The sequence below is a fragment of the Enterobacter cloacae complex sp. S3 genome, assembly GCF_014930495.1.
GTDB lineage: Bacteria > Pseudomonadota > Gammaproteobacteria > Enterobacterales > Enterobacteriaceae > Enterobacter > Enterobacter asburiae_B.
Genome location: NZ_JADBRD010000018.1, coordinates 209,442 through 234,196, shown reverse-complemented (window position 1 = coordinate 234,196; position 24,755 = coordinate 209,442). Strand labels below are relative to the sequence as shown.

General features: G+C 55.8%; 22 protein-coding genes. 10 read left to right on the top strand and 12 right to left on the bottom strand.

The features are described 5' to 3' along the window. The first annotated feature begins 49 nt into the window (after nucleotides 1-49). Nucleotides 50-1,021 (top strand): lauroyl-Kdo(2)-lipid IV(A) myristoyltransferase, encoded by a 972-nt coding sequence (gene lpxM / locus IM317_RS11220; RefSeq protein ID WP_033145849.1) that lies wholly within the window; start codon nucleotides 50-52, stop codon nucleotides 1,019-1,021. 45 nt (nucleotides 1,022-1,066) lie between these two features. On the opposite strand, the gene pyk is transcribed toward lpxM, so the two are convergent. Together pyk and IM317_RS11210 are read right to left on the bottom strand one after the other, a co-directional pair. After that, nucleotides 1,067-2,509: a pyruvate kinase gene (pyk, locus tag IM317_RS11215; protein WP_008500455.1), complete on the bottom strand. Its 1,443-nt coding sequence runs from the start codon at nucleotides 2,507-2,509 to the stop codon at nucleotides 1,067-1,069. A 140-nt stretch (nucleotides 2,510-2,649) separates the two neighbouring features. Next, nucleotides 2,650-3,519 carry a MurR/RpiR family transcriptional regulator gene (locus tag IM317_RS11210; RefSeq protein WP_023312229.1) on the bottom strand — a complete coding sequence of 290 codons (870 nt, stop codon included), beginning with the start codon at nucleotides 3,517-3,519 and terminating at the stop codon, nucleotides 2,650-2,652. A gap of 356 nt (nucleotides 3,520-3,875) precedes the next feature. Here IM317_RS11210 and zwf point away from each other — a divergent pair, with 356 nt between their 5' ends. The 3 genes from zwf to kdgA all read left to right on the top strand — a co-directional run bounded on the left by zwf (nucleotide 3,876) and on the right by kdgA (nucleotide 8,076). Then, nucleotides 3,876-5,351, top strand: coding sequence for a glucose-6-phosphate dehydrogenase (gene zwf / locus IM317_RS11205; RefSeq protein WP_023312228.1), 1,476 nt, complete (start codon nucleotides 3,876-3,878; stop codon nucleotides 5,349-5,351). 232 nt (nucleotides 5,352-5,583) lie between these two features. After that, nucleotides 5,584-7,395, top strand: a complete 1,812-nt coding sequence (edd, locus tag IM317_RS11200; protein WP_033145848.1) for a phosphogluconate dehydratase — start codon at nucleotides 5,584-5,586, stop codon at nucleotides 7,393-7,395. Nucleotides 7,396-7,434: 39 nt separating this feature from the next. Further along, nucleotides 7,435-8,076, top strand: coding sequence for a bifunctional 4-hydroxy-2-oxoglutarate aldolase/2-dehydro-3-deoxy-phosphogluconate aldolase (gene kdgA, locus IM317_RS11195; RefSeq protein WP_033145847.1), 642 nt, complete (start codon nucleotides 7,435-7,437; stop codon nucleotides 8,074-8,076). Nucleotides 8,077-8,117: 41 nt separating this feature from the next. Here the strand turns inward: kdgA and purT are convergent, their stop codons facing one another. Continuing rightward, nucleotides 8,118-9,296, bottom strand: coding sequence for a formate-dependent phosphoribosylglycinamide formyltransferase (gene purT / locus IM317_RS11190; protein WP_033145846.1), 1,179 nt, complete (start codon nucleotides 9,294-9,296; stop codon nucleotides 8,118-8,120). A gap of 170 nt (nucleotides 9,297-9,466) precedes the next feature. Here purT and IM317_RS11185 point away from each other — a divergent pair, with 170 nt between their 5' ends. Further along, nucleotides 9,467-10,114, top strand: coding sequence for a tellurite resistance TerB family protein (locus tag IM317_RS11185; protein WP_033145845.1), 648 nt, complete (start codon nucleotides 9,467-9,469; stop codon nucleotides 10,112-10,114). A gap of 85 nt (nucleotides 10,115-10,199) precedes the next feature. Beyond that, complete coding sequence (gene ptrB, locus IM317_RS11180; RefSeq protein WP_033145844.1) at nucleotides 10,200-12,260, top strand: oligopeptidase B; 2,061 nt, start codon at nucleotides 10,200-10,202, stop codon at nucleotides 12,258-12,260. On the opposite strand, the gene exoX is transcribed toward ptrB, so the two are convergent. The 3 genes from exoX to IM317_RS11165 form a co-directional block, all read right to left on the bottom strand. After that, nucleotides 12,257-12,919, bottom strand: coding sequence for an exodeoxyribonuclease X (exoX, locus tag IM317_RS11175; protein WP_010432611.1), 663 nt, complete (start codon nucleotides 12,917-12,919; stop codon nucleotides 12,257-12,259). The genes ptrB and exoX overlap by 4 nt on opposite strands. A 24-nt stretch (nucleotides 12,920-12,943) precedes the next feature. Further along, nucleotides 12,944-13,594, bottom strand: a complete 651-nt coding sequence (locus IM317_RS11170; RefSeq protein ID WP_033145843.1) for a carbon-nitrogen hydrolase family protein — start codon at nucleotides 13,592-13,594, stop codon at nucleotides 12,944-12,946. 110 nt (nucleotides 13,595-13,704) lie between these two features. Then, nucleotides 13,705-13,935 carry a DNA polymerase III subunit theta gene (locus IM317_RS11165; protein ID WP_008500465.1) on the bottom strand — a complete coding sequence of 77 codons (231 nt, stop codon included), beginning with the start codon at nucleotides 13,933-13,935 and terminating at the stop codon, nucleotides 13,705-13,707. Nucleotides 13,936-14,071: 136 nt separating this feature from the next. Here IM317_RS11165 and yobA point away from each other — a divergent pair, with 136 nt between their 5' ends. Genes yobA through IM317_RS11150 form a run of 3 tightly spaced genes read left to right on the top strand, consistent with a single transcriptional unit; the run spans nucleotide 14,072 to nucleotide 15,669 of the window. Further along, nucleotides 14,072-14,443, top strand: coding sequence for a CopC domain-containing protein YobA (gene yobA, locus IM317_RS11160; protein ID WP_033145842.1), 372 nt, complete (start codon nucleotides 14,072-14,074; stop codon nucleotides 14,441-14,443). A 1-nt stretch (nucleotide 14,444) separates the two neighbouring features. After that, a complete protein-coding gene (gene copD, locus IM317_RS11155; RefSeq protein ID WP_033145841.1) occupies nucleotides 14,445-15,314 on the top strand; it encodes a copper homeostasis membrane protein CopD in 870 nt (289 codons plus the stop codon). 16 nt (nucleotides 15,315-15,330) lie between these two features. Then, the gene (locus tag IM317_RS11150; RefSeq protein ID WP_033145840.1) at nucleotides 15,331-15,669 is read left to right on the top strand and encodes a YebY family protein; all 339 of its coding nucleotides are present in this window, start codon (nucleotides 15,331-15,333) and stop codon (nucleotides 15,667-15,669) included. A gap of 439 nt (nucleotides 15,670-16,108) precedes the next feature. Here the strand turns inward: IM317_RS11150 and IM317_RS11145 are convergent, their stop codons facing one another. Together IM317_RS11145 and IM317_RS11140 are read right to left on the bottom strand one after the other, a co-directional pair. Then, entirely contained in the window at nucleotides 16,109-17,005 is an 897-nt protein-coding gene (locus IM317_RS11145) for a benzoate transporter (protein ID WP_033145839.1), read from the bottom strand. A gap of 173 nt (nucleotides 17,006-17,178) precedes the next feature. After that, the gene (locus IM317_RS11140; RefSeq protein ID WP_033145838.1) at nucleotides 17,179-18,120 is read right to left on the bottom strand and encodes a VirK/YbjX family protein; all 942 of its coding nucleotides are present in this window, start codon (nucleotides 18,118-18,120) and stop codon (nucleotides 17,179-17,181) included. A 166-nt stretch (nucleotides 18,121-18,286) separates the two neighbouring features. On the opposite strand from IM317_RS11140, the gene pphA reads away from it, so the two are divergent. After that, complete coding sequence (gene pphA / locus IM317_RS11135) at nucleotides 18,287-18,931, top strand: protein-serine/threonine phosphatase (protein WP_033145837.1); 645 nt, start codon at nucleotides 18,287-18,289, stop codon at nucleotides 18,929-18,931. A gap of 34 nt (nucleotides 18,932-18,965) precedes the next feature. Here pphA and IM317_RS11130 read toward each other — a convergent pair whose 3' ends face one another. The 4 genes from IM317_RS11130 to yebS all read right to left on the bottom strand — a co-directional run bounded on the left by IM317_RS11130 (nucleotide 18,966) and on the right by yebS (nucleotide 24,717). Next, nucleotides 18,966-19,205, bottom strand: a complete 240-nt coding sequence (locus IM317_RS11130; RefSeq protein ID WP_008500472.1) for a YebV family protein — start codon at nucleotides 19,203-19,205, stop codon at nucleotides 18,966-18,968. A 106-nt stretch (nucleotides 19,206-19,311) separates the two neighbouring features. Continuing rightward, the gene (rsmF, locus tag IM317_RS11125; RefSeq protein WP_033145836.1) at nucleotides 19,312-20,754 is read right to left on the bottom strand and encodes a 16S rRNA (cytosine(1407)-C(5))-methyltransferase RsmF; all 1,443 of its coding nucleotides are present in this window, start codon (nucleotides 20,752-20,754) and stop codon (nucleotides 19,312-19,314) included. A 77-nt stretch (nucleotides 20,755-20,831) separates the two neighbouring features. After that, nucleotides 20,832-23,465: a PqiB family protein gene (locus IM317_RS11120; RefSeq protein WP_033145835.1), complete on the bottom strand. Its 2,634-nt coding sequence runs from the start codon at nucleotides 23,463-23,465 to the stop codon at nucleotides 20,832-20,834. Next, on the bottom strand, nucleotides 23,434-24,717 hold the full coding sequence (gene yebS, locus IM317_RS11115) for a membrane integrity lipid transport subunit YebS (RefSeq protein ID WP_023312213.1): 1,284 nt from the start codon (nucleotides 24,715-24,717) through the stop codon (nucleotides 23,434-23,436). Before yebS ends, IM317_RS11120 begins: the two co-directional genes overlap by 32 nt. Nucleotides 24,718-24,755: the final 38 nt, after the last annotated feature.

The following is a 24,755-nucleotide window of genomic DNA, read 5'->3' as shown; positions in this document are numbered from 1 at the left end:
CGCTACACTATCTGAATAAAATTTTGCGTCATCAGACCCTGGATCCAGCATGGAAACCAAAAAAAACAATATTGAATACATTCCTGAGTTTGAAAAATCCTTCCGCCATCCGCGCAACTGGGGCGCCTGGCTTGGTGTTTACACTTTTGCGGGGATGGCGATGCTGCCTGCTTCCGTACGCGATCCCGTTCTGGGGAAAATTGGCCGTCTGGCCGGGCGTTTAGGCAAGAGCGCCCGCCGCCGCGCGCAGATCAACCTCTACTACTGTTTTCCTGAGAAAAGCGACGCCGAGCGCGAGGCAATCATTGATGAGATGTATACCACCGCGCCGCAGGCAATGGCGATGATGGCTGAACTGGCGCTGAAAGGGCCGGATAAAATCGTCGATCGCGTTGACTGGAAAGGGCTGGACATCATCGAGGAGATGCGCCGCAATGACGAGAAAGTCATTTTCCTCGTCCCCCACGGCTGGGGCGTTGATATTCCGGCGATGCTGATGGCGTCTCAGGGCCAGAAAATGGCGGCGATGTTCCATAACCAGGGAAATAAAATCTACGATTTTGTCTGGAATACGGTGCGTCGTCGTTTTGGCGGACGTTTGCATGCGCGTAACGATGGCATTAAGCCCTTCATTCAGTCGGTGCGTCAGGGGTACTGGGGCTACTATCTGCCGGATCAGGACCACGGCCCCGAGCACAGCGAGTTTGTCGATTTCTTTGCGACCTATAAAGCGACGCTCCCCGCGATTGGTCGCCTGATGAAAGTCTGTCGTGCCCGCGTGATCCCGCTGTTCCCGGTCTATGACGGCAAAACGCATCGCCTGAGTATTGAGGTCCGTCCGCCGATGGATGATCTGCTGACCGCGGACGACCACACGATCGCGCGTCGAATGAACGAAGAGGTGGAAATTCTGGTGGGGCCGCATGCCGAACAGTACACGTGGATCCTGAAGCTGCTTAAAACGCGTAAGCCGGGTGAAACCGAGCCCTATAAACGCAAAGAGCTTTATCCGCGGAAATAAAAAAAGCCCTCTCCATCTGGAGAGGGCTTTTTAACACAGACATTATTACTCGACGGTCATAACGCGCGTGGTGTTGGTTGAGCCGATGGTGCTCATCACGTCGCCCTGGGTCACAATGACGATATCACCGGACACCAGATAGCCTTTATCGCGCAGCAGGTTTACGGCATCATGCGCCGCAGCTACGCCGTCGTTGGTGCTGTCGAAGTGAACCGGCGTCACGCCGCGGTACAGCGCCGTCAGGTTCAGGGTACGTTCGTGACGGGACATAGCGAAGATCGGCAGACCAGAGCTGATACGAGAGGTCATCAGCGCGGTGCGGCCAGATTCGGTCATGGTGATGATCGCGGTAACGCCCTTCAGATGGTTTGCCGCGTACATCGCAGACATCGCAATCGCTTCTTCCACGTTGTCGAACTGCACGTCCAGACGGTGTTTAGAAACGTTGATGCTTGGGATCTTTTCAGCGCCCAGGCAGACGCGCGCCATAGCGGCCACGGTTTCTGCCGGATACTGGCCCGCAGCGGTTTCCGCAGAGAGCATCACCGCATCGGTACCGTCCAGCACGGCGTTAGCCACGTCCATGACTTCTGCACGGGTTGGCATTGGGTTGGTGATCATCGATTCCATCATCTGAGTCGCGGTGATCACCGCGCGGTTCAGCTGACGTGCGCGACGAATCAGCGCTTTCTGGATCCCTACCAGCTCAGGGTCGCCAATCTCCACGCCCAGGTCACCGCGCGCAACCATCACCACGTCAGACGCGAGGATCACATCGTCCATGGCATCCTGATCGCAAACGGCTTCCGCGCGTTCAACTTTCGCGACGATTTTAGCATCGCAGCCTGCATCACGTGCCAGGCGACGCGCATAGTTCAGATCTTCGCCGCAGCGCGGGAAGGAGACCGCCAGGTAGTCAACGCCGATCAGCGCAGCCGTCACGATGTCCGCTTTGTCTTTATCGGTAAGCGCTTCTGCAGAGAGGCCGCCACCCAGTTTGTTGATGCCTTTATTGTTGGAGAGCGGGCCGCCGACGGTGACTTCGGTGAACACTTTCATGCCCTGAACTTCCAGCACCTTCAGCTGTACGCGACCGTCGTCGAGCAACAGGATATCGCCCGGCACCACGTCAGCCGGCAGGCCTTTATAGTCGATACCGACTTTCTCTTTATCGCCTTCGCCTTTGCCCAGGTTGGCATCAAGCAGGAATTTGTCGCCGATATTGAGGAAAACCTTACCCTCTTTAAAGGTCGATACACGAATTTTTGGACCCTGCAAATCGCCGAGGATAGCAACGTGGCGGCCCAGTTTGGCTGCGATTTCACGCACTTTATCGGCACGTAATTTATGGTCTTCTGGCGTACCGTGAGAGAAGTTCATACGCACCACGTTGGCGCCGGCGGCGATAATTTTCTCAAGATTATTATCGCGATCGGTGGCCGGGCCTAAGGTGGTTACGATCTTGGTTCTGCGAAGCCTTCTGGACATGTAATACTCCGTTGACTGAAACAACTTTGGTGTTGCGTGAACATTGAATCGGCCTTCATCTGCTGCAAGGCAGCGGAGAGGGGACCGAATGCCGTAAATCGTTACATCGTAATTATTGGTTACGTCTTCGTTATCAACTATCAGGGAACATCGCTCTTTATAAGCAATTCTTTATCAAAACGCGATTCCTTCAGCGCTTCCTTGACCCGCTTCAAGTTATCCCGGAATTTTGCGCCCCGACGTAAGGTAAAACCGGTTGCCAGCACGTCAATCACGGTGAGCTGCGCCAGTCGGGAAACCATCGGCATATAAATGTCGGTGTCTTCCGGCACGTCGAGGGTGATCGCCAGCGTCGCCTCACGCGCCAGCGGCGTGCCTGCCGTGGTGAGGGCAATCACCATGGCATCGTTTTCACGGGCCAGCTGCGCCAGCTCTACCTGACTCTTGGTGCGGCCGGTGTGCGAAATCAGTACCACGACGTCATCTTCACTGCAATTCATACAGCTCATGCGTTGCAGCACAATGTCATCGGAATAAATCACCGGGACGTTAAAGCGGAAAAATTTGTTCATGGCGTCATGCGCCACTGCGGCAGACGACCCGAGACCAAAGAACGCAATCCGCTTGGCCTGGGTGAGCAAATCCACCGCGCGATTCACGGAACTCATGTCCAGAGACTGGCGGACGTGGTCAAGCGAAGCCATAGCCGATTCAAAAATTTTCGCGGTATAGGCATCAACGCTGTCGTCTTCATCCACATTACGATTAACATATGGGGTGCCGTTAGCCAGACTTTGTGCCAGATGCAGTTTAAAATCAGGAAAGCCGCGCGTTTCGAGGCTGCGGCAAAAGCGATTGACCGTCGGTTCGCTAACACCCGCTTCCTGTGCCAGAGCGGCGATGCTTGAATGAATCGCCTGAGCGGGGGAGGCGAGAATGACCTCGGCCACTTTTCGCTCGGATTTGCTAAGGTGTTCCAGTTGAAACTGGATTTTTTCCAGCATGTTCATGTTAACAGGACGCTCATGGGTGTAAACGATTTCATAAATTGATGAAATCGTGATTCGATTTAACCGATATTACCCTTGTGGCTTCCATTAAGGGTAACAATCGACAAGATAATGTTGTTGTTTTTTTTCATTACTTGATCGGTGTCGGGTTTTGCTGTGACCCCGTTGCGCAAAGAAACGACGGTTGTTGCGTCATTGCGCCGTCGTAATCCTCCAAAGGGGGAAAAATCGCGTTATCGCACGCGACGATAAGCGCTAATGGTTTCGGGAATGACGTAAAAGCAGTACAGTGCATTGTAATAAAATTACAACGATACCTGGCAGAAGTACCAGGTGATCCAACTGAGGAGAATGACATGGCGGTAACGCAAACAGCCCAGGCATGTGACCTGGTCATTTTCGGCGCGAAAGGCGATCTTGCACGCCGAAAATTGCTGCCTTCCCTGTATCAACTGGAGAAAGCGGGCCAAATTCATCCGGATACCCGTATCCTGGGTGTCGGGCGCGCAGACTGGGATAAGGACGCTTATACCAAAGTCGTCCGCGAGGCGCTCGAAACTTTCATGAAGGAAAAAATTGATGAAAGTTTGTGGGATACCCTGAGTGGACGCCTCGATTTCTGCAACCTGGACGTTAATGACGTCAGCGCGTTTACCCGCTTAGGCGCGATGCTGGATCAGAAAAACCGTGTCACCATTAACTATTTCGCCATGCCGCCAAGCACCTTCGGCGCCATCTGCAAAGGTCTGGGCGAAGCCAAACTGAACGCCAAACCGGCTCGCGTCGTGATGGAAAAGCCGCTGGGTACGTCGCTGGCAACCTCGCGTGAAATCAACGACCAGGTGGGCGAGTTCTTTGAAGAGTGCCAGGTCTACCGTATCGACCACTATCTCGGTAAAGAGACGGTACTGAACCTGCTGGCGCTGCGTTTCGCTAACTCCCTGTTTGTGAATAACTGGGACAACCGCACTATCGACCACGTGGAAATCACCGTGGCGGAAGAGGTGGGGATTGAAGGTCGCTGGGGTTACTTTGACCAGGCCGGTCAGATGCGCGACATGATCCAGAACCACCTGCTGCAAATTCTGTGCATGATTGCCATGTCTCCACCGTCTGACCTGACGGCTGACAGCATCCGTGACGCAAAAGTTAAAGTGCTGAAGTCACTGCGCCGCATCGATCGCTCCAACGTGCGTGAGAAGACCGTCCGCGGCCAGTACACCGCCGGGTTTGCGCAAGGCAAAAAAGTGCCGGGCTACCTGGAAGAAGAGGGCGCTAACAAGTCCAGCAACACCGAGACGTTCGTGGCGATCCGCGTGGATATCGACGATTGGCGCTGGGCGGGCGTTCCGTTCTACCTGCGCACCGGTAAACGTCTGCCGGCCAAATGTTCCGAAGTGGTGGTTTACTTCAAAAACCCGGAACTGAACCTGTTCAAAGAGTCCTGGCAGGAACTGCCGCAGAACAAACTGACTATTCGTCTGCAGCCGGACGAAGGGGTGGATATCCAGATCCTGAACAAAGTGCCGGGGCTGGATCATAAACACAACCTGCAGACCACCAAGCTGGATCTGAGCTACTCCGAAACCTTTAATCAGACGCACCTGGCCGATGCTTACGAGCGTCTGCTGCTGGAAACCATGCGCGGTATCCAGGCGCTGTTCGTGCGTCGCGACGAAGTGGAAGAGGCGTGGAAATGGGTCGACTCCATCACCGAAGCCTGGGCTGCCGATCAGGATGCGCCAAAACCGTATCAGGCGGGTACCTGGGGACCTGTCGCGTCGGTGGCAATGATCACCCGCGATGGCCGCTCCTGGAACGAGTTTGAGTAAGATAATCCTCTAGCTCGAAAGTGTTATTTTACCGGTAACATGATCTAACACAGCTAGTGGCACAATTTTCAACTTTTAAGCTCCGCGTGGATTCACCCGCGGAGCTTTTTTTATTACACTGCCGGAAGTGATTTTGCCCCTGAGCTCCGGACAGCAAGCGTTTCAGCGTTGTTAACAACTGCCAGCGACTTTGTAAACTCCCGAGCCGGACAGATAATTTAGAGGAGCTTTTATGAATCCGACATTGTTACGCGTAACACAGCGCATTATCGAGCGCTCGAAAGAGACCCGTTCGGCCTACCTCGCCCGGATTGAACAGGCAAAGAGCAGCACCGTCCACCGATCACTGCTGGCCTGCGGGAACCTGGCGCACGGCTTCGCCGCCTGCCAGCCTGATGATAAAGCGTCGCTGAAAAGCATGTTGCGTAACAATATCGCCATCATTACCTCCTATAACGATATGCTTTCCGCGCACCAGCCGTATGAGGTCTATCCCACTATCATCCGCAACGCGCTGCACAGCGTAAATGCGGTGGGCCAGGTGGCGGGCGGTGTACCTGCCATGTGCGACGGCGTGACGCAGGGGCAGGACGGCATGGAGCTGTCCCTGCTGAGCCGCGAAGTGATTGCGATGTCTGCCGCGGTGGGCCTGTCACACAACATGTTTGATGGCGCGCTGTACCTCGGCGTGTGCGACAAGATTGTCCCGGGCCTGGTGATGGCGGCGCTGTCGTTTGGGCATCTGCCTGCGATCTTCGTCCCGTCCGGCCCAATGGCGAGCGGTCTGCCGAACAAAGAAAAAGTGCGTATCCGCCAGCTGTACGCGGAAGGGAAAGCAGACCGTCAGGCGCTGCTGGAGGCGGAAGCCGCGTCCTATCATGCGCCGGGGACCTGTACGTTCTACGGTACGGCTAACACTAACCAGATGGTCGTGGAATTTATGGGGATGCAGCTTCCGGGCTCGTCCTTTATCCAGCCGGATGCGCCGCTGCGCAAGGCGCTGACCGAGGCCGCGGCCCGTCAGGTCACGCGTCTGACCGGCAACGGCAACGAATGGATGCCGATGGGCAAAATGGTTGACGAAAAAGTCATCGTCAACGGGATTGTTGCGCTGCTGGCAACCGGGGGCTCAACCAACCACACCATGCACCTGGTGGCCATGGCGCGTGCGGCGGGCATTCTGATTAACTGGGATGACTTCTCCGAGATCTCTTCCGTGGTGCCGCTGATGGCACGGCTGTACCCGAACGGTCCGGCGGATATTAACCACTTCCAGGCCGCAGGCGGTGTACCGCTGCTGATGCGCGAGCTGCTGAAAGGCGGACTGCTGCATGAAGACGTGAATACCGTGGCGGGCTTTGGCCTTCAGCGCTACACCCAGGAGCCGTGGCTGAACAACGGCGAGCTGGACTGGCGTGAAGGGGCGAGCGCGTCCCTTGATGCGCAGGTGATTGCCACGATCGACAAACCGTTCTCTCCTCATGGCGGCACCAAAGTGCTGAGCGGCAACCTCGGTCGTGCGGTAATGAAGACCTCTGCCGTACCGGAAGAGAACCAGGTTATCGAAGCGCCGGCGGTGGTATTTGAAAGCCAGCATGACGTGTTACCTGCCTTTGACGCCGGTCTGCTCGATAAAGACTGCGTGGTGGTGGTGCGTCACCAGGGGCCTAAAGCCAACGGGATGCCAGAATTACATAAACTTATGCCACCACTTGGTGTATTATTGGACCGCCGTTTCAAAATTGCGCTAGTCACCGATGGACGCCTCTCCGGGGCATCCGGTAAAGTGCCTTCAGCCATCCACGTGACGCCGGAAGCCTACGACGGTGGCCTGCTGGCGAAAGTACGCGACGGTGACATGATCCGCGTGAACGGTCAGACGGGCGAGTTAACCCTGCTGGTGGATGAAGCCGAGCTGGCGGCACGTCAGCCTCATATTCCTGACCTGAGCGCATCGCGCGTGGGGACCGGACGCGAAATGTTCAGCGCGCTGCGTGAGAAACTCTCCGGTGCGGAGCAGGGCGCAACCTGTATTACGTTTTAAGACGACTTGATTTTAACGATCTGGCGAGAGAAAACTCTGATGAAAAACTGGAAAACAAGTGCAGAAGCAATCCTGACCACTGGCCCTGTCGTGCCGGTTATCGTGGTAAACAAGCTGGAGCACGCTGTACCGATGGCGAAAGCGCTGGTTGCGGGCGGCGTTCGCGTTCTGGAAGTCACCCTGCGCACCGCCTGCGCGATGGACGCTATCCGCGCTATCGCCAAAGAAGTGCCGGACGCCATCATCGGTGCGGGTACCGTTCTCAACGCGCAGCAGCTGGCGGAAGTGACCGAAGCGGGCGCGCAGTTCGCCATCAGCCCTGGCCTGACCGAGCCGCTGCTGAAAGCCGCCACGGAAGGTACTATTCCGCTGATCCCTGGCATCAGCACCGTCTCTGAACTGATGCTGGGCATGGACTACGGTCTGAAAGAGTTCAAATTCTTCCCGGCCGAAGCGAACGGCGGCACCAATGCGCTGCAGGCGATTGCGGGTCCCTTCTCTCAGGTACGCTTCTGCCCGACGGGCGGTATCTCTCCTGCCAACTACCGTGACTACCTGGCGCTGAAAAGCGTGCTGTGCATCGGTGGTTCATGGCTGGTTCCGGCGGATGCGCTGGAAGCGGGCGACTGGGATCGCATTACCAAACTGGCTCGCGAAGCGGTTGAAGGCGCGAAGCAGTAAGCCATTCGCCATATGAAAAACGGGCCTTCTGGCCCGTTTTTTTATCCTGCAACCTTAACGCTCGCAGCAGCCGCTTTCGCTCTTGCCACAGCGTCGTCAACGTTATCTCCGGTGGCTAATGCCACGCCAAGACGGCGAGTTCCGTCGATCTCCGGCTTGCCGAACAGACGTACCTGCAATCCTGCGCCCACTGCCCCGTCGACGTTATCAAACGTGACGTTCTGGCTGGTTAACTGCGGCAGGATCACCGCCGAGGCGGCAGGGCCATACTGACGTACACCGCCGACGGGCAGGCCGAGGAACGCGCGCACGTGCAGGGCGAACTCGGAGAGATCCTGCGAAATCAGCGTGACCATGCCGGTGTCATGCGGGCGAGGGGAGACTTCGCTGAAAATCACCTCATCACCGCACACAAACAGCTCCACGCCGAACAGGCCATAGCCGCCCAGCGCCAGGACGGTTTTACGGGCGATCTCCTGAGCACGCTCCAGCGCCAGGGTGCTCATCTGCTGCGGCTGCCAGGATTCGCGGTAATCGCCATCCTCCTGACGGTGACCAATCGGGTCGCAGAAATGGACGCCGTCAACGGCGCTGACGGTCAGCAGGGTGATTTCGAAATCAAACTTCACGACGCCTTCGACGATCACGCGACCGGCCCCGGCACGGCCGCCCTGCTGGGCATAATCCCACGCGTTATCTAGGGTACCGCTGTCGCGAATAAAGCTCTGTCCTTTTCCGGAGGAGCTCATCACCGGCTTAACGATGCACGGGTAACCAATTTCCTCGACGGCCTGCAGGAACGCGGCCTTATCGCCAGCAAAACGGTAGCTCGAGGTGGGCAATCCCAGCTCTTCCGCCGCCAGGCGACGAATGCCTTCGCGGTTCATGGTCAGCTTTGCGGCTTTCGCACAGGGCACCACGCGCTGGCCTTCCTGCTCCAGGGCGATCAGCGTATCGGTGGCAATGGCCTCAATTTCCGGCACGACAAAATCGGGTTTTTCGCGCGTAATCAGCTCGCGAAGGGCATCGCCATCCAGCATGTTAATCACATAAGAACGATGGGCGACGTGCATGGCGGGTGCGTCGGCGTAACGGTCTACGGCAATGACTTCCACACCTAAACGCTGGCACTCAATGGCGACCTCTTTCCCCAGCTCGCCCGATCCCAACAGCATCACTCGCGTCGCCGCAGGTCGCAGCGCAGTTCCTAAACGAATCATAACAATCCCCCTGAAAAAGTTGCGCGCAGTATAAACGAAAACGTTTGCGTCTGTCTCGTGCACGGCTAAACGAGGGGACAGAAATTTGCGCTTCTTTAGCCCGACCAGACATTTCCTGACGCCTGCTCGCTTACGCTGTGAAACATGTTCACCGTTAAGTGAGGGAAACCATGTCTGGCTGGTTAAATCAATTGCAATCCCTGTTAGGGCAGAAAACATCGTCTGGCGAGCGGGACCTCAGCAAACTGCTGGTACCCGGAGCGCTCGGCGGGCTGGCAGGCCTGCTGGTCGCGAATAAATCCTCACGCAAGCTGCTGGCAAAGTATGGTACAGGCGCGTTGCTGGCCGGCGGCGGCGCCATCGCGGGCTCCGTGCTGTGGAATAAATACAAGGACAGAATACGGACCGCGCACAGCGATGAACCGCATTACGGCGAGCACACCTCGCCGCTGGATCTGCGTACCGAACGGCTCATTCTTGCGCTGGTTTTTGCCGCGAAAAGCGACGGGCATATTGACGATAAGGAACGAGCGGCGATCGAGCAGCAGCTGCGCGAAGCCGGCGTTGAAGAGAAGGGAAGAGTGCTGGTGGCGCAGGCGATAGAACAGCCGCTCGAGCCGCAGCGTCTTGCCCAAAGTGTGAAAAATGAGGAAGAGGCGCTGGAGCTCTATTTCCTCAGCTGCGCAGCCATCGATATCGATCATTTTATGGAGCGGAGCTACCTTAACGCCCTGGGCGATGCGTTAAAGATCCCTCAGGACGTGCGCGAGGGCATTGAGCGGGATATCCGGGAGCAAAAACAGGCGTTACAGGGATAGTCGTCGCCGTCGCGACGCTGTTTCGCTTGCATCATGCGTGGGTTTTGCCAACCTTATAGGGTGTAAAACTTAAAAGAATGATGACATGCCACCGAAAGCCCGACGTACTCCTTATGCGATCACCACGCATGGCGATACGCGTATAGACAACTATTACTGGCTGCGGGACGATTCGCGCTCCCGGCCAGAGGTACTCGACTACCTGCACGAGGAAAACGACTATGGCCGCAAGGTCATGTCCAGCCAGCAGACGCTTCAGGACCAGCTCCTGAATGAAATGGTGCAGCGTATTCCCCAGCGCGATATCTCCGCGCCCTGGACCAAAAACGGCTATCGCTATCGCCATATTTACGAGCCCGGCAATGAGTATCCCATCTACCAGCGTCAGTCGGTGTTAAGCGCCGAATGGGATGAGTGGGATATTCTGCTGGATGCCAACCAGCGCGCCGCCCACAGCGAGTTTTATACCCTGGGCGGCATGTCCATTTCCCCTGACAACGCGGTGATGGCGCTGGCGGAGGATTATCTCTCCCGCCGCCAGTACGGCCTGCGGTTTCGCAATCTGGAGACCGGCAACTGGTATCCGGAAATGCTGGAAAACGTCTCCCCGGATTTTGTCTGGGCGAATGATTCCGAGACGGTTTACTACGTCAAAAAGCACGCGTCGACGCTGCTGCCTTACCAGGTGTGGCGACATACCGTGGGAACGGACTCCGCTGACGACGAGCTGGTTTATGAAGAGAAAGACGAAACCTTCTATGTCAGCCTGCATAAAACCTCCTCACGCCACTATGTGATTATCTTCCTTGCCAGCGCGACGACGTCGGAAGTCCTGCTGCTGGATGCCGAACTGCCGGACGCCCAGCCGCTCTGTTTCCTGCCGCGCCGTAAGGATCACGAGTACAGCCTGGATCACTTCCAGCACAGCTTTTATTTGCGCTCCAATCGCGAGGGCAAAAACTTTGGTCTCTATAAAACCAAAGTGCGCGATGAGCGCAAGTGGGAGGTGCTTATCCCCGCGCGGGATCAGGTGATGCTGGAAGGGTTCACCCTGTTTACCGACTGGCTGGTGGTGGAAGAGCGTCAGCGCGGGCTGACCAGTATCCGGCAAATCAACCGTAAAACCCGGGAAGTGGTGGGGATTGCGTTTGATGACCCGGCCTACGTGACGTGGATTGGATTCAACCCTGAACCCGAATCGTCGCGGTTGCGCTACGGCTACTCCTCCATGACCACGCCGGACACCCTGTTTGAGCTGGATATGGATACCGGGCAGCGCCAGGTGATTAAACAGACCGAGGTAAAAGGGTTTGAGTCCGAAAACTACCGCAGCGAGCACCTGTGGGTCACCGCCCGTGATGGCGTGGAGGTGCCGGTCTCTCTTGTTTACCATCGTGCTCATTTCCAGAAAGGCAAAAACCCGATCCTGGTGTACGGCTACGGCTCGTATGGCTCAAGCATGGACGCCGATTTCAGCAGCAGCCGGCTAAGCCTGCTCGATCGCGGTTTTGTTTTCGCCATCGCCCATATTCGCGGCGGCGGTGAGCTGGGCCAGCACTGGTATGAAGACGGGAAATTCCTGAAGAAGAAAAACACCTTCAATGACTACCTCGACGTCTGCGATGCGCTGATTGAGCAGGGCTACGGCGATCCGCAGCTTTGCTTCGGGATGGGGGGCAGCGCGGGCGGCATGCTGATGGGGGCGGCGATCAACCAGCGTCCCGATCGCTTTAAGGGGATTGTCGCGCAGGTACCGTTTGTCGATGTGGTCACGACCATGCTCGATGAATCCATTCCTCTTACCACCGGGGAGTTTGAGGAGTGGGGGAATCCGCAGGATGAGATGTACTACCGCTATATGAAAGAGTACAGCCCGTACGATAACGTTGAGGCGAAAGCCTACCCGCATATGCTGGTCACCACCGGTTTGCATGATTCTCAGGTGCAATACTGGGAGCCGGCAAAATGGGTGGCAAAACTGCGTGAGCTGAAAACCGATGACAATCTGCTGCTGCTGTGTACCGATATGGATTCCGGACACGGGGGGAAATCGGGGCGATTTAAATCGTACGAAGGGGTTGCTCTGGAATATGCTTTTTTAATAGGCCTGGCGCAGGACACGCTGCCAGGCCGTGCGGAGCGTTAAGCGTCGCCCAGATAATGTTTCAGCGTTAAGCGCAGCTCCGGGCTCATTCTGTCGAGGTTGTTATACAGCCAGCGCAAATAGCCCGGGTCTTTATCCGCCACCTCGGACACCGGCTTCCCGCGATATTTACCAAAGGTAAACGTGGTCAGCAGCGCGGGACGTCCTGTGATCGTCGCCATGTCATCCGGCGTCCAGCCAGAGATATTCATAATATCAATCAGCAACGCGGCGGTGATATAGCAGTCATACAGGGCGCGGTGATGGTGAAGCCCCTCAGGGGTACGAACGCTGAGCTTGCGGGACTTGTACAGCGCCATGTTGCTGTATTTAATCCCCGGCCACAGACGACGCGCCAGCTTCATGGTGCAAATCCATTCCCCCGGCATTTCAGGCAATACCCGGCGGTCAAAGCTGGCGTTATGCGCGACGTACCACGGGCTACCGTAGTAGTGCGGAATGATCTCTTCGATCCACGGCTTATCCGCCACCATCGATTCGGTAATGCGATGGATAGCCATCGCCTGAGGGCTGATGGGGCGATCGGGACGCACCAGATGGCTCATTGGGTTGACGATTTTACCATCAACCACGTCGACAGAGGCCACTTCCACTATTCCGCCCTGAAGATCGCAAGTTTCGGTATCGATGACGCGCAGCATTGAAAACTCCTGAGCTTAAAACGCCTAGCCTAAAGGAATGATATCGCCTTGCCAACCCTCTCCGCCGAGCGTGCCGGTCACCAGAAGCTCGCCCTTATCCGCGCGCACGATCAGCTGGCCTTTTTCATCCCAGAGCGCGCTGCCGCCGCAGGCGTTCGCCATCAGCACCGCAATGGCATATTTATGCGCGAAGCGCTGCAGGTTACTGATGGACTGCCGCCAGCGATTATCCCCCACCGACTGGCAGCTGGTAACAAGCGTTGCCCGGGGATCGAGATTGGGCGAATCGGGATGTGCATCAAGGATGGTAAGGTGTTTATCCCCCGGCACGAGGCTGGCACCGCCCCCTTGCGGATAGCGCAAAATGCGATGGCGAGCGGGCGAAAACAGCACAAGGCCTTTCTGGCGCTGGCCATTCTGTTCCAGGGGGAGCCCGGCAATAACGGTGATCTGGTGTTGATGTGCCGCGTTGAGCAGCGGCTCCAGCTGCGCGTCATCGGGCGGGGGAGGTAACGTCGGCGAGCCAGAGCCCGTTAATGAGAGTTCAGGGAAAACCAGCAGATCGCACCGCTGCCGTGCTGCTTCGGCGATGAAGCGCAGGTGGTGCGTAACATGGTCATCTACAGTCTGATGCAGCCCGCCATACTGGGCTGCCGCTATATTCCAATGTGACATCGTGACTTCCTTATACACTGAGTCGCAGAGATTTAAGAATACACCTAAAATAATCAGAGTTTTCTTATCCTGCCAGATTCCGCGTAAGGAAATGTAACGACTCGTTAAGCTTATTTAACTTTAGGCTCGTACGGTAAACGGGAGAGGTTGACCGAGGCGAGGCGGTGGGCGATGAGTCTTTCGCGAAACCAGTCGCGCAGATGGGCGGGCTGTTCCCGTTCCACGACTTCAGCCACGACGGGCATGTTGTAACGCTCTTTGAACGCGACGCCAGCGGCAGCGAGATCGACATTCACTTTATCCATCTCGTCCTGCGGAAGGGCGGCCAGATTGATCTTCATTACCTTCTCCTTTTTATGCGGCGGCAACGTTACCGCGATTGCACGACGATGACAAGCGGAGGCAGGATGATCCTCGACTCGTTTATTATACAGCGTTATTCTTTAGCATACAGACATAACAAAAAGGAATGATAGGATGGGTTTCTCCGCTTCCCGCGCGGTCTGCGCACTGGTTTTTGTGGCCTCGACAATGATGACGCCTTCCGTGCTGGCACATGCACATCTTAAACAGCAGATCCCGGCAGCAGACAGCGTGGTGACCGCACCGCAGGCACTTACGCTGAATTTTTCAGAAGGTATCGAACCTGGATTTAGCGGTGTGGTGGTAACGGATGCGCAAAAGCAGGTCATCAAAACGGGAACCGCTACGCGCGACGAAAAGAACAAAGCTCAGCTTACCGTGCCGCTGGAACAAACGCTGGCATCAGGGACTTACCAGGTGGACTGGCATGTGGTTTCCGTGGATGGCCATAAAACCAAAGGCAGCTATCACTTTAGCGTGAAATAGCATGCTGACGCTGTGTTATATCGGGCTACGCTTTATCCATTTCGGGGCGCTGATGCTGGTGTTTGGCAATGCGCTTTACAGCGTCTGGTTTGCGCCTTCGTCTCTTCACCGTCTGCTGTCCCGGCGTTTTCTGTCGCAGCAGAAAGTGGCGGCCTTAGTGAGCCTGGCGGCTGCGGTCCTGATGTTTGTGCTGCAGGGCGGATTGATGGGCAACGGCTGGGGAGATGTGTTTGCGCCACAGGTATGGTTCAGCGTGATGGGAACCCGGTTTGGCGGCGTCTGGCTGTGGCAAATAATCCTCGCTGCGCTGACGGTCGGTGCGGCATGGCTTGCGCCGCTGAAAGGTTCGCGGCTGCTGCTGCTCGCAATGGGACAGCTTATCCTGCTGGCTGGGGTAGGGCATGCGGCGATGAACGACGGTCCGACGGGGGCGCTGCAGCGTCTTAATTATGCTTTTCACCTGATATGTGCCGCCACCTGGCTTGGCGGATTAATGCCCCTGCTGTTCTGCATGCGTCTGGCGAAAGGGCGCTGGCAGAATGCCGCCATCTTTACCATGATGCGCTTCTCGCGCGTGGGGCATTACGCCGTTGCGGGCGTGCTGCTCTCCGGGGTGATAAATGCGCTCATGATACTGGGCCTCGATATTCCCTGGCAGGCTGGCTACGTGCGGTTTTTGTTGTTCAAATGTGCGCTGGTGGCGTTGATGGTGGTAATTGCGCTGGCAAATCGGTATTTTCTGGTGCCACGGTTTCGTCCGGAGAGCGGGCGAGCACAACAGATTTTTATCAGGATGACACAGGCAGAAGTGGTGCTGGGAGCGCTGGTGCTGGCAACGGTCAGTCTGTTTGCCACCTGGGAACCCTTCTGACAAGGTTAAATATCATATGAAAAAGACAGTACTTTCTCTCTTATTGCTGGCCTGTACGGGGAGCGCGCTTGCCGCACCGCAGGTCATCACCGTGAGTCGTTTTGAAGTGGGTAAGGACAAATGGGCGTTCAATCGCGAAGAGGTGATGCTGACCTGCCGTCCGGGCCATGCGCTGTATGCCATCAACCCGAGCACGCTTGTGCAATACCCGCTGAATGATACCGCAGAGCAGCAGGTAGCCAGCGGCAAGAGCAGCGGCCAGCCGATTAGCATTATTCAAATCGATGACCCGGCGCATCCGGGACAAAAAATGAGTCTGGCACCGTTTATCGAGCGCGCCGACAAGCTCTGCTAACGTTCGGGTTTCCAATAAAAAACCGCAGATGCTTGCGAAAGCACTGCGGTTTTTCACTTTTAATGATGCTCTGGCGCTTTTTTTCCGACCGCTTTTGCTGTGGACTGGAAAACCTGGCGTCGTCATCTATTCTTAAAAGGCAAGGCGACTTAGCCTGCATTAATGCCAACTTTTAGCGCACGGCTCTCTCCCAAGAGCCATTTCCCTGGACCGAATACAGGAATCGTATTCGGTCTCTTTTTATCTGTATGTTTTTCAAAGTGTTGTTCGGTGTTGATTCTAAATCACCCGAAACTTTCTTGAACATTCCATATCCTGTCTAAACCATAACATACTCAGGACCGCGTGCGTCCAGGGTTTTTTGGGATCTTTGTTAAAATTTTGTGGCCGAGCGACCGCTGAGCAAACGCCCTCTGGCGAGCAAAAGGGCATCCCTAAGCTAAATAATGAACGCGCTGAATTTGTCTTTGTGGCGGACAATGTACTCCGGGAAGTTTTCAACCGTTAGCTCTTGCTTGATTAATGTCCTGTCCCGACCCCAGATATCTTCCGCATTTTTAATGACCTTCATGATGTGTTCCGGGTTGTTAAACTCAGGAAGATCGTATTCAGTATGGGATATGGTCGACATTTTTTCTGAGATGCGCTCGGGTGTCATTACCCACGAGAAGTGCCAGCCACCATTGTCAATAATGCTGTTGTTAATCTTGAACCAGTTCCACTTTAGCCAGGACCAGTTTTTAACGCTTCGGGTGCGTTTAAGATTCCTGAATGATTCAGGTTCGCCGCCAAAGAAACTAACGAGATTTTTATATTGTGTGGCTCGCGGTAATTTACATTTTCTTGGCGTGTTGTCAGTATTAAAAACCTGCAGGTTGAACTGATAATTATAGAAATTCTGATAAATAGTGGTGCAGAGCTTTTTGGGATTTATCGATGCCACCACCTGTGGTGAAAATATCTCATCGACATCGGAAACTAAAATCAAATCATCATCGTTGGCATGCTTCAAACCCTGCATGATGGCATTCCTCTGCGCGGCTTCATTTGCCCACGCATCCACCACCATTCCCTCTGGCAGACCCGGAATCACCTCCCGAGCAGGGTGTGATTCTTCAGCGGCTTTCGTAATCGGTTCTTTATCATGAACAACGTAGATAATTTTATCTTTAAACTGGCTGTATTTATTAATGTCAAAATGCAGCGGCCTCTTTTTACCGGTAAAGGTATGCGTTGACTCAACGATAACGAAGCGATCGACAACGTCCGCGAGCGTGTTTAGCCTGATTTCGAGAAGCATATCTTCATCGTAATATAAGAAGCAGTCATAGATCATTACCGAAGTCCCTCATTTTTGCGCCCACATTGCGCTCTTCCCAACGCATTCGCCGGTTTCATTTCGCGCAATGCTAACTGAGCGCCCTCGCCCTGTGCAATAGTGGGCTGCTTTATCATTCTTTTTTAAACGGAATGCATCCGCTATGCAGTGAGCGAAGACGCCAGCCAGGCTTAAAAGTGGGACTTAACGGATGCCTCTATTTCATCGAGCAGCTCAAAGCGACGGCGGTATTCGGCGCGTTTTTTACTGGCAATTTCTTCAAGGGATTTACGCTCCATCTGCAGCGGCAGTTGCCAGCAGAAGCTTGAAAGTTTTTTACCGTCCAGAGACGCCCAAAATTCATCGTAGCTGGCGTGGAAATGGCGGCCTTTGCTCAGGCGATATCGCAACGCGCGGAAAACGTGCCCTTCATCGCTGACGGCAAAAATCGCCCGGACAGATGACTGTGCAGCCAGCTGAAAAAGAACTTCCATTAACACGCGCTTAGGGAACAGGCCGTGACAGGCGCGGGTGGCCTGCTTAATGACGTCTCGCGATACGCTGCGGCGGGGCCCCTGAAGCCCGCCGATGACCATGACTTGCTGGCCGTTACTGCGCGCGACGCTAAAGGTCAGGCTGGCCAGCAGCGTATCCTCGTTGTCGCGTAGCCACAGCGTGCTTTCGCCTTCGCGCTCGGCTTTCCCCGCAGAGGAGGCATTGACCGTATAGGTTACGCCGTCTTTGGCGTGGAACTGCACAACAGTTTGCTCCTGCGGGCTGCTCAGGGCCTGAGCGAGACCGCTCTCTCTCAGGCTATCAATCCAGTAGTAATGGTTGACGATAGCGTCGGCGCGATCGTTAGCCGTCAGGCCGCGCATCAGATACTGTCGGTGGGTCTTGCTGGGCAACGTAATTTGAGAGGCCAGCAGCCTGTCGAAATCGTCGCGACCCGAAAGGGCTTCCAGCATGCGATGGGTAGAAGACCAGAACAGAAGCGAGCGTAAAAGGAACTTCAGGCGATATTCGCGTTTACGCCAGATTGGACCCGGCACGCGTTTGCCGTTCACCAGCTCGGAAATAATGTTTGTGCGATGCGGATAGAAAACATCGTTATGCAGGTGCGTATTAGACACGTGAAGACCCCTCTTTTTTTATACCCTTATTCTAAAGAGCCAATAAAAAGGGATTAATAGCGCGAGGATCTTTATTTCTGTTTGGTTTACCGTTTGTTTCACTTCGTGACGACCGCGCCGGTCTGTCGCCTTTTCTGCGGCGGCTATACTGTTTAAAGGAGGTTCTATGTATCAGCGAATTGAAGGTGGGATGTGGCGTCACGTCTGGGTTGTCAGCGATATACACGGTTGTTACCAGTGGCTTATGGATGAGCTTAAACGCCGTCACTTTAACCCGTATGAGGATTTACTTATTTCGGTCGGGGATGTGATCGATCGTGGCCCTGATAGCGTTAAATGCCTGCAGTTAATTCATGAAAAATGGTTTCGTGCCGTGCGGGGAAACCATGAGCAAATGGCTCTCGACAGTCTGGATAATAACGATTTTTCACTCTGGACGATGAATGGCGGAATATGGTTTTCGCATCTTGAACGCGACCAGCAACAGCTTGCCCTGTCGTTGCTCGATGCCTGTCGCGATTTACCGCATATCATCGAGATAACCTGTGCGAACGGTCTGAATGTGATTGCCCATGCTGATTATCCGGCCGCGGAATACCGATGGCAAAAACCGGTCAGTGCCCAGCGCGTCTTATGGAACCGCGACAGGCTGATGGGATTTATGGTGGGTAAAGGAGAGGGCATCAGCGGCGCGGATCATTTCTGGTTTGGACATACGCCTCTCGACAGAAGATACGATTTTAATAATCTTCACTACATTGATACGGGTGCTGTTTTCGACGGTTACTTCACGCTGGCGCAGCTGCAGTAATAAATAACCCGCCTTCGGGCGGGTTCTCTTTAGGTCAGGCAAGACGCATGACCCAGGCATCGGTTTTACTATCGTAATGCTCGCGGTAAAGGACAGAATGTTCGCCATCAAGTATTGCCGGGACGCTGGTGTCTGCATCCCATGCATCGAGCTGCATGCACAAATCCGGGTCGGATTTGCAGGGAATACTTAACGTTCGATCGCCTTGTGCTTCGCCGCGCAGCTCTGCGTCGTCGATCTCAAAAGCGCCAATACGCACGCTGGTTTTCGTCATAGTGCTCTCCGGGTCGGTTGTCAAAATCTGGTATGACCAGTGCGATCACCCATTTTTGATCGTAGACAAGGAGAGCAAAATCGCCAGTAAAAAAATGCGCTTTTTTTCAGGCTGTGCGATCGTTACCGGTAAACAGACGGCCGTCCCGAACCAGCTCGCGCGGATAGCTGTTTTTCAGCCTTGAGCCGACCTTTTTTGCCAGCCCCAGCGGATATCCCTGATACGTCACTATCACTTCATCGCCTGATGGCGTGCTGTCCGGATAGACATCGCGACCACGGTACCACTCTTCGGCTTCCTGATGCGTCAGGGCAAAGGTATTCTCGCATCCGGCAAGGGCGATAACGGCCTCATGCTGCCAGCGATACCCTTTATTATGCACTTCCGCCAGGCGGATACCGATTCGGGAAAAACGGACCTTTCCGATGAGCGGCTCGATCTGTGCCGGGAACAGCCATATCTCTTTATCACGCATCCAGGGGCGCAGGCTCTCATCCCAGACCAGCCCAACCTTTTTGGCGGCGGCTTCAAGCTGTGCTGCATCGCGACCTTTAAGGGGAGCAAACGGGAAGTTGCCGACCTTGAATTTAGGTGCGGGCAGGGGAGCAACCGCCTGCGTTTTACGCAGACGCGCCACAAAGAACCCTTCGCAGTCGTAAATCTGCGGGAACACGTGGAGGAAACCCTCCGGCGTGACCGCCTCCTGTGCCGAGGCGAACAGGCCGTTAAGCGGCAGGAACTCAACTGCCTCCGGGTAGTTCGCTTTCAGCCACAGGCAGACGTCTTCGTTTTCATCGCGGTTTAAGGTGCACGTTGAATAGACCAGCGTGCCGCCAGGGCGCAACGCGTGAAATGCGCTGTCGATCAGCTCGCGCTGCGTGGCGGCGATCTCCAGGTTGCTCTCCACGGACCAGTTCTTTAACGCGTCGGGATCTTTACGCACCACCCCTTCGCCGGAGCAGGGCGCGTCCAGCAGAATGGCATCGAAGGCTTCCGGTAAAGCGGCGCCAAACACGCGTCCGTCGAAGTGCGTCAGGGCAACATTATGAATACCGCAGCGGCTGATGTTGGCATGCAGCACCTTCACGCGGCTGGCGGAAAACTCGTTGGCGAGGATCGCCCCGTGGTTACCCATTCGGGCGGCAATTTGCGTGGTTTTTGAGCCAGGAGCGGCGGCAACATCCATCACGCGTTCAGGCGCATTGCCATTGGCGAACAGGGCGGCCACCGGCAGCATCGAGCTGGCTTCCTGAATATAGAACAGGCCGCTCAGATGTTCAGCGGTACTGCCCAGCGGCAGCGAGGCTTCGTCATCGCGTTCGATCCAGAACCCCTCGGCGCACCACGGTACCGGCGTAAGCTGCCAGCCGTACGGCGAGACCAGCGCCAGAAAATCATCGACGCTGATTTTCAGCGTGTTGACGCGAATACTTCGGCGTAACGGACGCTGGCAGGCGGCGATAAAATCATCTAACGACAGGTGAGAAGGAAGCGCCTCGCGCATCTGCGCCAGGAATTGTTCAGGAAGAAATACGGAGTTTTGAGCCACGGGCACACCACAGGGAAAAGTTCAGGTGCGCAGTGTAACATAAAGGCTCCGGTGCGTTGACACCGGAGCCTTTCAGATTAACGCGGCAGGGCGGTTCCCCATTCGCGCCACTCTTTCGGTTCGCTTTCGAGCAGCAGGAAGTGTTTACCCGGCTGCGCTTTCGGCGCCAGCGGCGTGCCCGGCGGCGTGGCAAACGCGATACCGCCGCGAATGAACTGGTTGAAGGTGCCGGTTTTCACCACGCCTCCCGTCAGGCCAAAGTCCAGCGAATAGCCGGATGCCAGCCAGAATACCGAGTTATTACGGACCAGGTGCTGGTAGCGTTCGCTGATGCGTAACGCCACCATTACGCGGTCGGAGAGCGTACCGAGCGTCAGGCCCGTGACCGTACCCACTTCAATGCCGCGGAACAGAACCGGGGTGCCGATGCTCAGCGAGCCCGCTTCCGGCACTTCCACCACGATGCTCAGGCCGCCAAGATAGCGCGAGTCGGTGATCGTGGCTTCCTGAAGCTCGAAATCACGACGTGCATTGCCCTGGCCCGGCTCAACGTTGATGTACGGCTGCAGGATGGTGTCGAGATGCTCAACGCCTGCGGCCGAGATCTGCGGCGTCACCACCGAGAAGCGCGAACCCGTGCGGGCGAAGGTCTGCACATATTCCGGGTACAGCACGGCGGTGGCCTGCACCTCGTTGCGCGAGGTAATCAGCGTCAGCTTCTGGATCTGTCCAATATCAATGCCCAGATAGCGGATTGGCATGCCTTCCGCCAGCTTGCCGGCATCAAACGCGTGCAGGGTAATCTGTCCACCCACGGCACGCGCGGCGGTTTCGGACGGGAAGAGAATACGCTTATCGCCTTTGCGCAGATTCGCCCCCGCGCCGCTAAGATTATCGAAGCTAATTGCCCCGCGCAGCGCGCGTGAGAGCGGGGAGGCCTGCACGGTCAGCCCGTTACCGTTAAGCTGAACTTTCGCGCCGCCTTCGGCCCAGAAGACGCTGTTTGGCGTCAGCAGCTTGCGGTACTCCGGCTTGATATGCAGTTCGATATCAAACGCGTCCGCACGCGGGCGAACGGCGATCACTTCCCCAACTTCAAACTTGCGATACAGCACCACGGAACCTGCCTGTACGTCCGGCAGCGTCTCGGCGCTTAATGTCAGCGTGGTGGTCGGGAGATCGCTCAGGCTGTTTTCAACCGCTTTCTCCAGGTTGGCATACAGCGGATAGCTGTCGCGAACGGGGCCTTTATCACCGGGCAGAATGCGGATGCCGCCGTTAACCCATTCGCTGGCGCTGGCGCCGAGGAATTCCACGCCGTCCAGTCCCACCTTCACATCGACGCGACTGTTCACCACGAATTTGCTGTCACCGTGCACCAGGTCGCTGTACTGCGGATCGATGGCGACCGAGAAGGTCACGCCATTCGCGGAGAGCTTACGCTCCAGCACCTGGCCGACCTGCACGCCGTGTAAAATTAACGGCTGGCCGGCTTCGATTCCGTAACTTTCTGGCGCATTCAGCGTGACGGTCACTACGCCCGGCTTTTGCAGCAGGGATTTATCCGCCGGGGCAATCACGAAGCTATTGCTGGGCTCACCTTCGCCGGGGATGAGTTCAAACGTATTGCCGGTCAACAGCGTGCTGAGGCTGGCATCGTTCAGGGAGAGCTTTGGACTGCGCATTTCGATACGCGTTTTCTCGCGCAGGAGGTCGACCACGCTCGGGTCGACAGTCATTTCTCCTGTGACCGAGCCGCCCGGGTTGAGCGTCATTTTGGTGAGCTGACCAACCTGCAATCCCTGATACATCAGCGGCGTTGAACCCGCTTTTAGCCCCTTAGCATCGGGCAGAGCGAGTTTGACGATCACGCCGCGCTGGCTGTGCGCCAGGTCTGCGTACAATCCAAATGAGTCATCCGCGGTGGCAGGGCTTGAGTTTTCCGGGGAGTCAAAGGCAATGGCACCATTTACCAGCGCGGCCAGACTCTCCAGCTTCACTTTCGCACCGCTCAGGCTGACGTCCGCATCCACGCCGGAGACGTTCCAGAAGCGGCTGCCTTTTTTCACCAGATTGGTGAAGCGACGCTCGATCAGCACGTCGATGGTGACGCCCTGTTTATTCGGGTTGATCGCGTAATCGTACACGCGGCCAACCGGGATTTTGCGGAAATAGACCAGCGAACCGCTGTTCAGAGAACCGAGATCCGGCGCCTGCAGATGGATCATTAAATCGCCGTTGTTGAGGCGGTACTTGGGCTGTGTATCCAGGGCAACAAAGTGATCCTGCGGCTCTCCTTTACCCGGCATCATGCCGATATAGTTACCGCCCACGAGCGCATCCAGCCCTGACACGCCGGCCAGAGACGCTTTTGGCGTGACCAGCCAGAACTGCGTTTCGCTGCGCAGGGCATCCTGCATGTCAGATTTAATACTGACCCGCACCTGAATCTTGTTCAGCCCTTTTCCAAGGGAGATGTCCTGAACCGTACCCACTTCAACCCCCTGGAAGCGAACGGGCGTTCGCCCGGCGACGATGCCGTCGGCGGTCTGGAAATCAATGGTGACGGTACTCCCGCGATCTTCATAGCTCGTCCAGATCAGCCAGCCTGCAATCATCAGGGCGATGACGGGCAGCAACCAGAATGGCGAAATGCGGCGTTTTGTTTTAATTCTCGCTTCAGTCGGCGAAGCGGGGGTTTCCTGACTCATGTGCATCCCAAAGTAAGCGGCTATCCAGCCATTCCACAGCAAGAATAGTCAATATCACCGCAGAGCCGAAATAAAAAGCCGCGGGTCCCATTGTAAAAGCAAGTAGCTGGTCGCGATTGATGAGCGACATCATCAGCGAAATCACGAACAGATCTAACATTGACCAGCGGCCAATCCAGGTGACGAACCGCAGCAGCAGAATGCGGGTCCGTAAGCCTTGTTCACACTTAAAGTGAATGCTGATGAGCAGGGTAAACATCACCACCACTTTGGTAAAGGGAACCAGGATACTGGCAATAAAAACGATCGCCGCCACCCCGACGTTGCTGTGCGCAAGGGAGATAATCCCGGAGAGGATAGTATCCTCCTGACGCCCGCCATTCACGTAAATGATGGAAATCGGCAGCATATTGGCTGGGATCAGAAACACCAGGGAGGCGATCAGCGCGGCCCAGCATTTTTGCAGGCTGTTGTTGCGCCGCAGTCTCAACGGAATGTGACACCGCGGGCAGCGCCCACGCGCGTCGGGCAAGCCGGTATAGTGGCATCCCAGACAGACGCGCAGATTTTCATCAGGACGCGTGGCGGGGCGCTGAGGGTAAAATCGCTCCCAGAGCTGTTCAACGTTCAGGTGGATCAGCGTCAAAATACTCAGCAATACCAGGCTGATGAAAGCAAAGAGTCCGATGCCGGGCTGCAAAAAGGCGTAGTCCTGCACCTTTATTGACGCAACGCCCACGCCCACCAGATAAATATCCAGCATCACCCACTCTTTGAGCTTATCCAGCATCAGCAGAACCGGGCGAAGGTTCATGCCGAGAATATTGCCAAACCACAGATAGGCAATGGCGGCGACCAGCACCAGCGGCGCGCCAACGGTGCAGAACAGCACCATGGCAGCGGTGATGGGGTCACCCTGACGGGTCATCTGCCAGATACCCTGCAGCACGTTGGCGTCAATGCGTACGCCAAGCAGGTAGAGTTTCAGCAGCGGTTCGCTCCAGGCGAAGGGCATCAGCAGCAGCATGGTGACGGCCATGGCGGCGAGGCGGGTGAGCGACCAGTCGCGGCCGTCGCGAATTTTGGCGTCGCAGCGGGGACAAAAGGCACTTTGGTGCGATTTCATCTTCGGCAACATAAAAAGCGTATCGCACTGGGGGCAACGCTGATAATGTGCACGTGGCAAAGCTTCGCTCACCGTATGGACAGTTATCTTTCTTGTCGGCGTAATTTTGGTTGTTTTTAAGGCCATCAGCTGCGCACAAATAAGTATTGTTGAAAGTTATAATA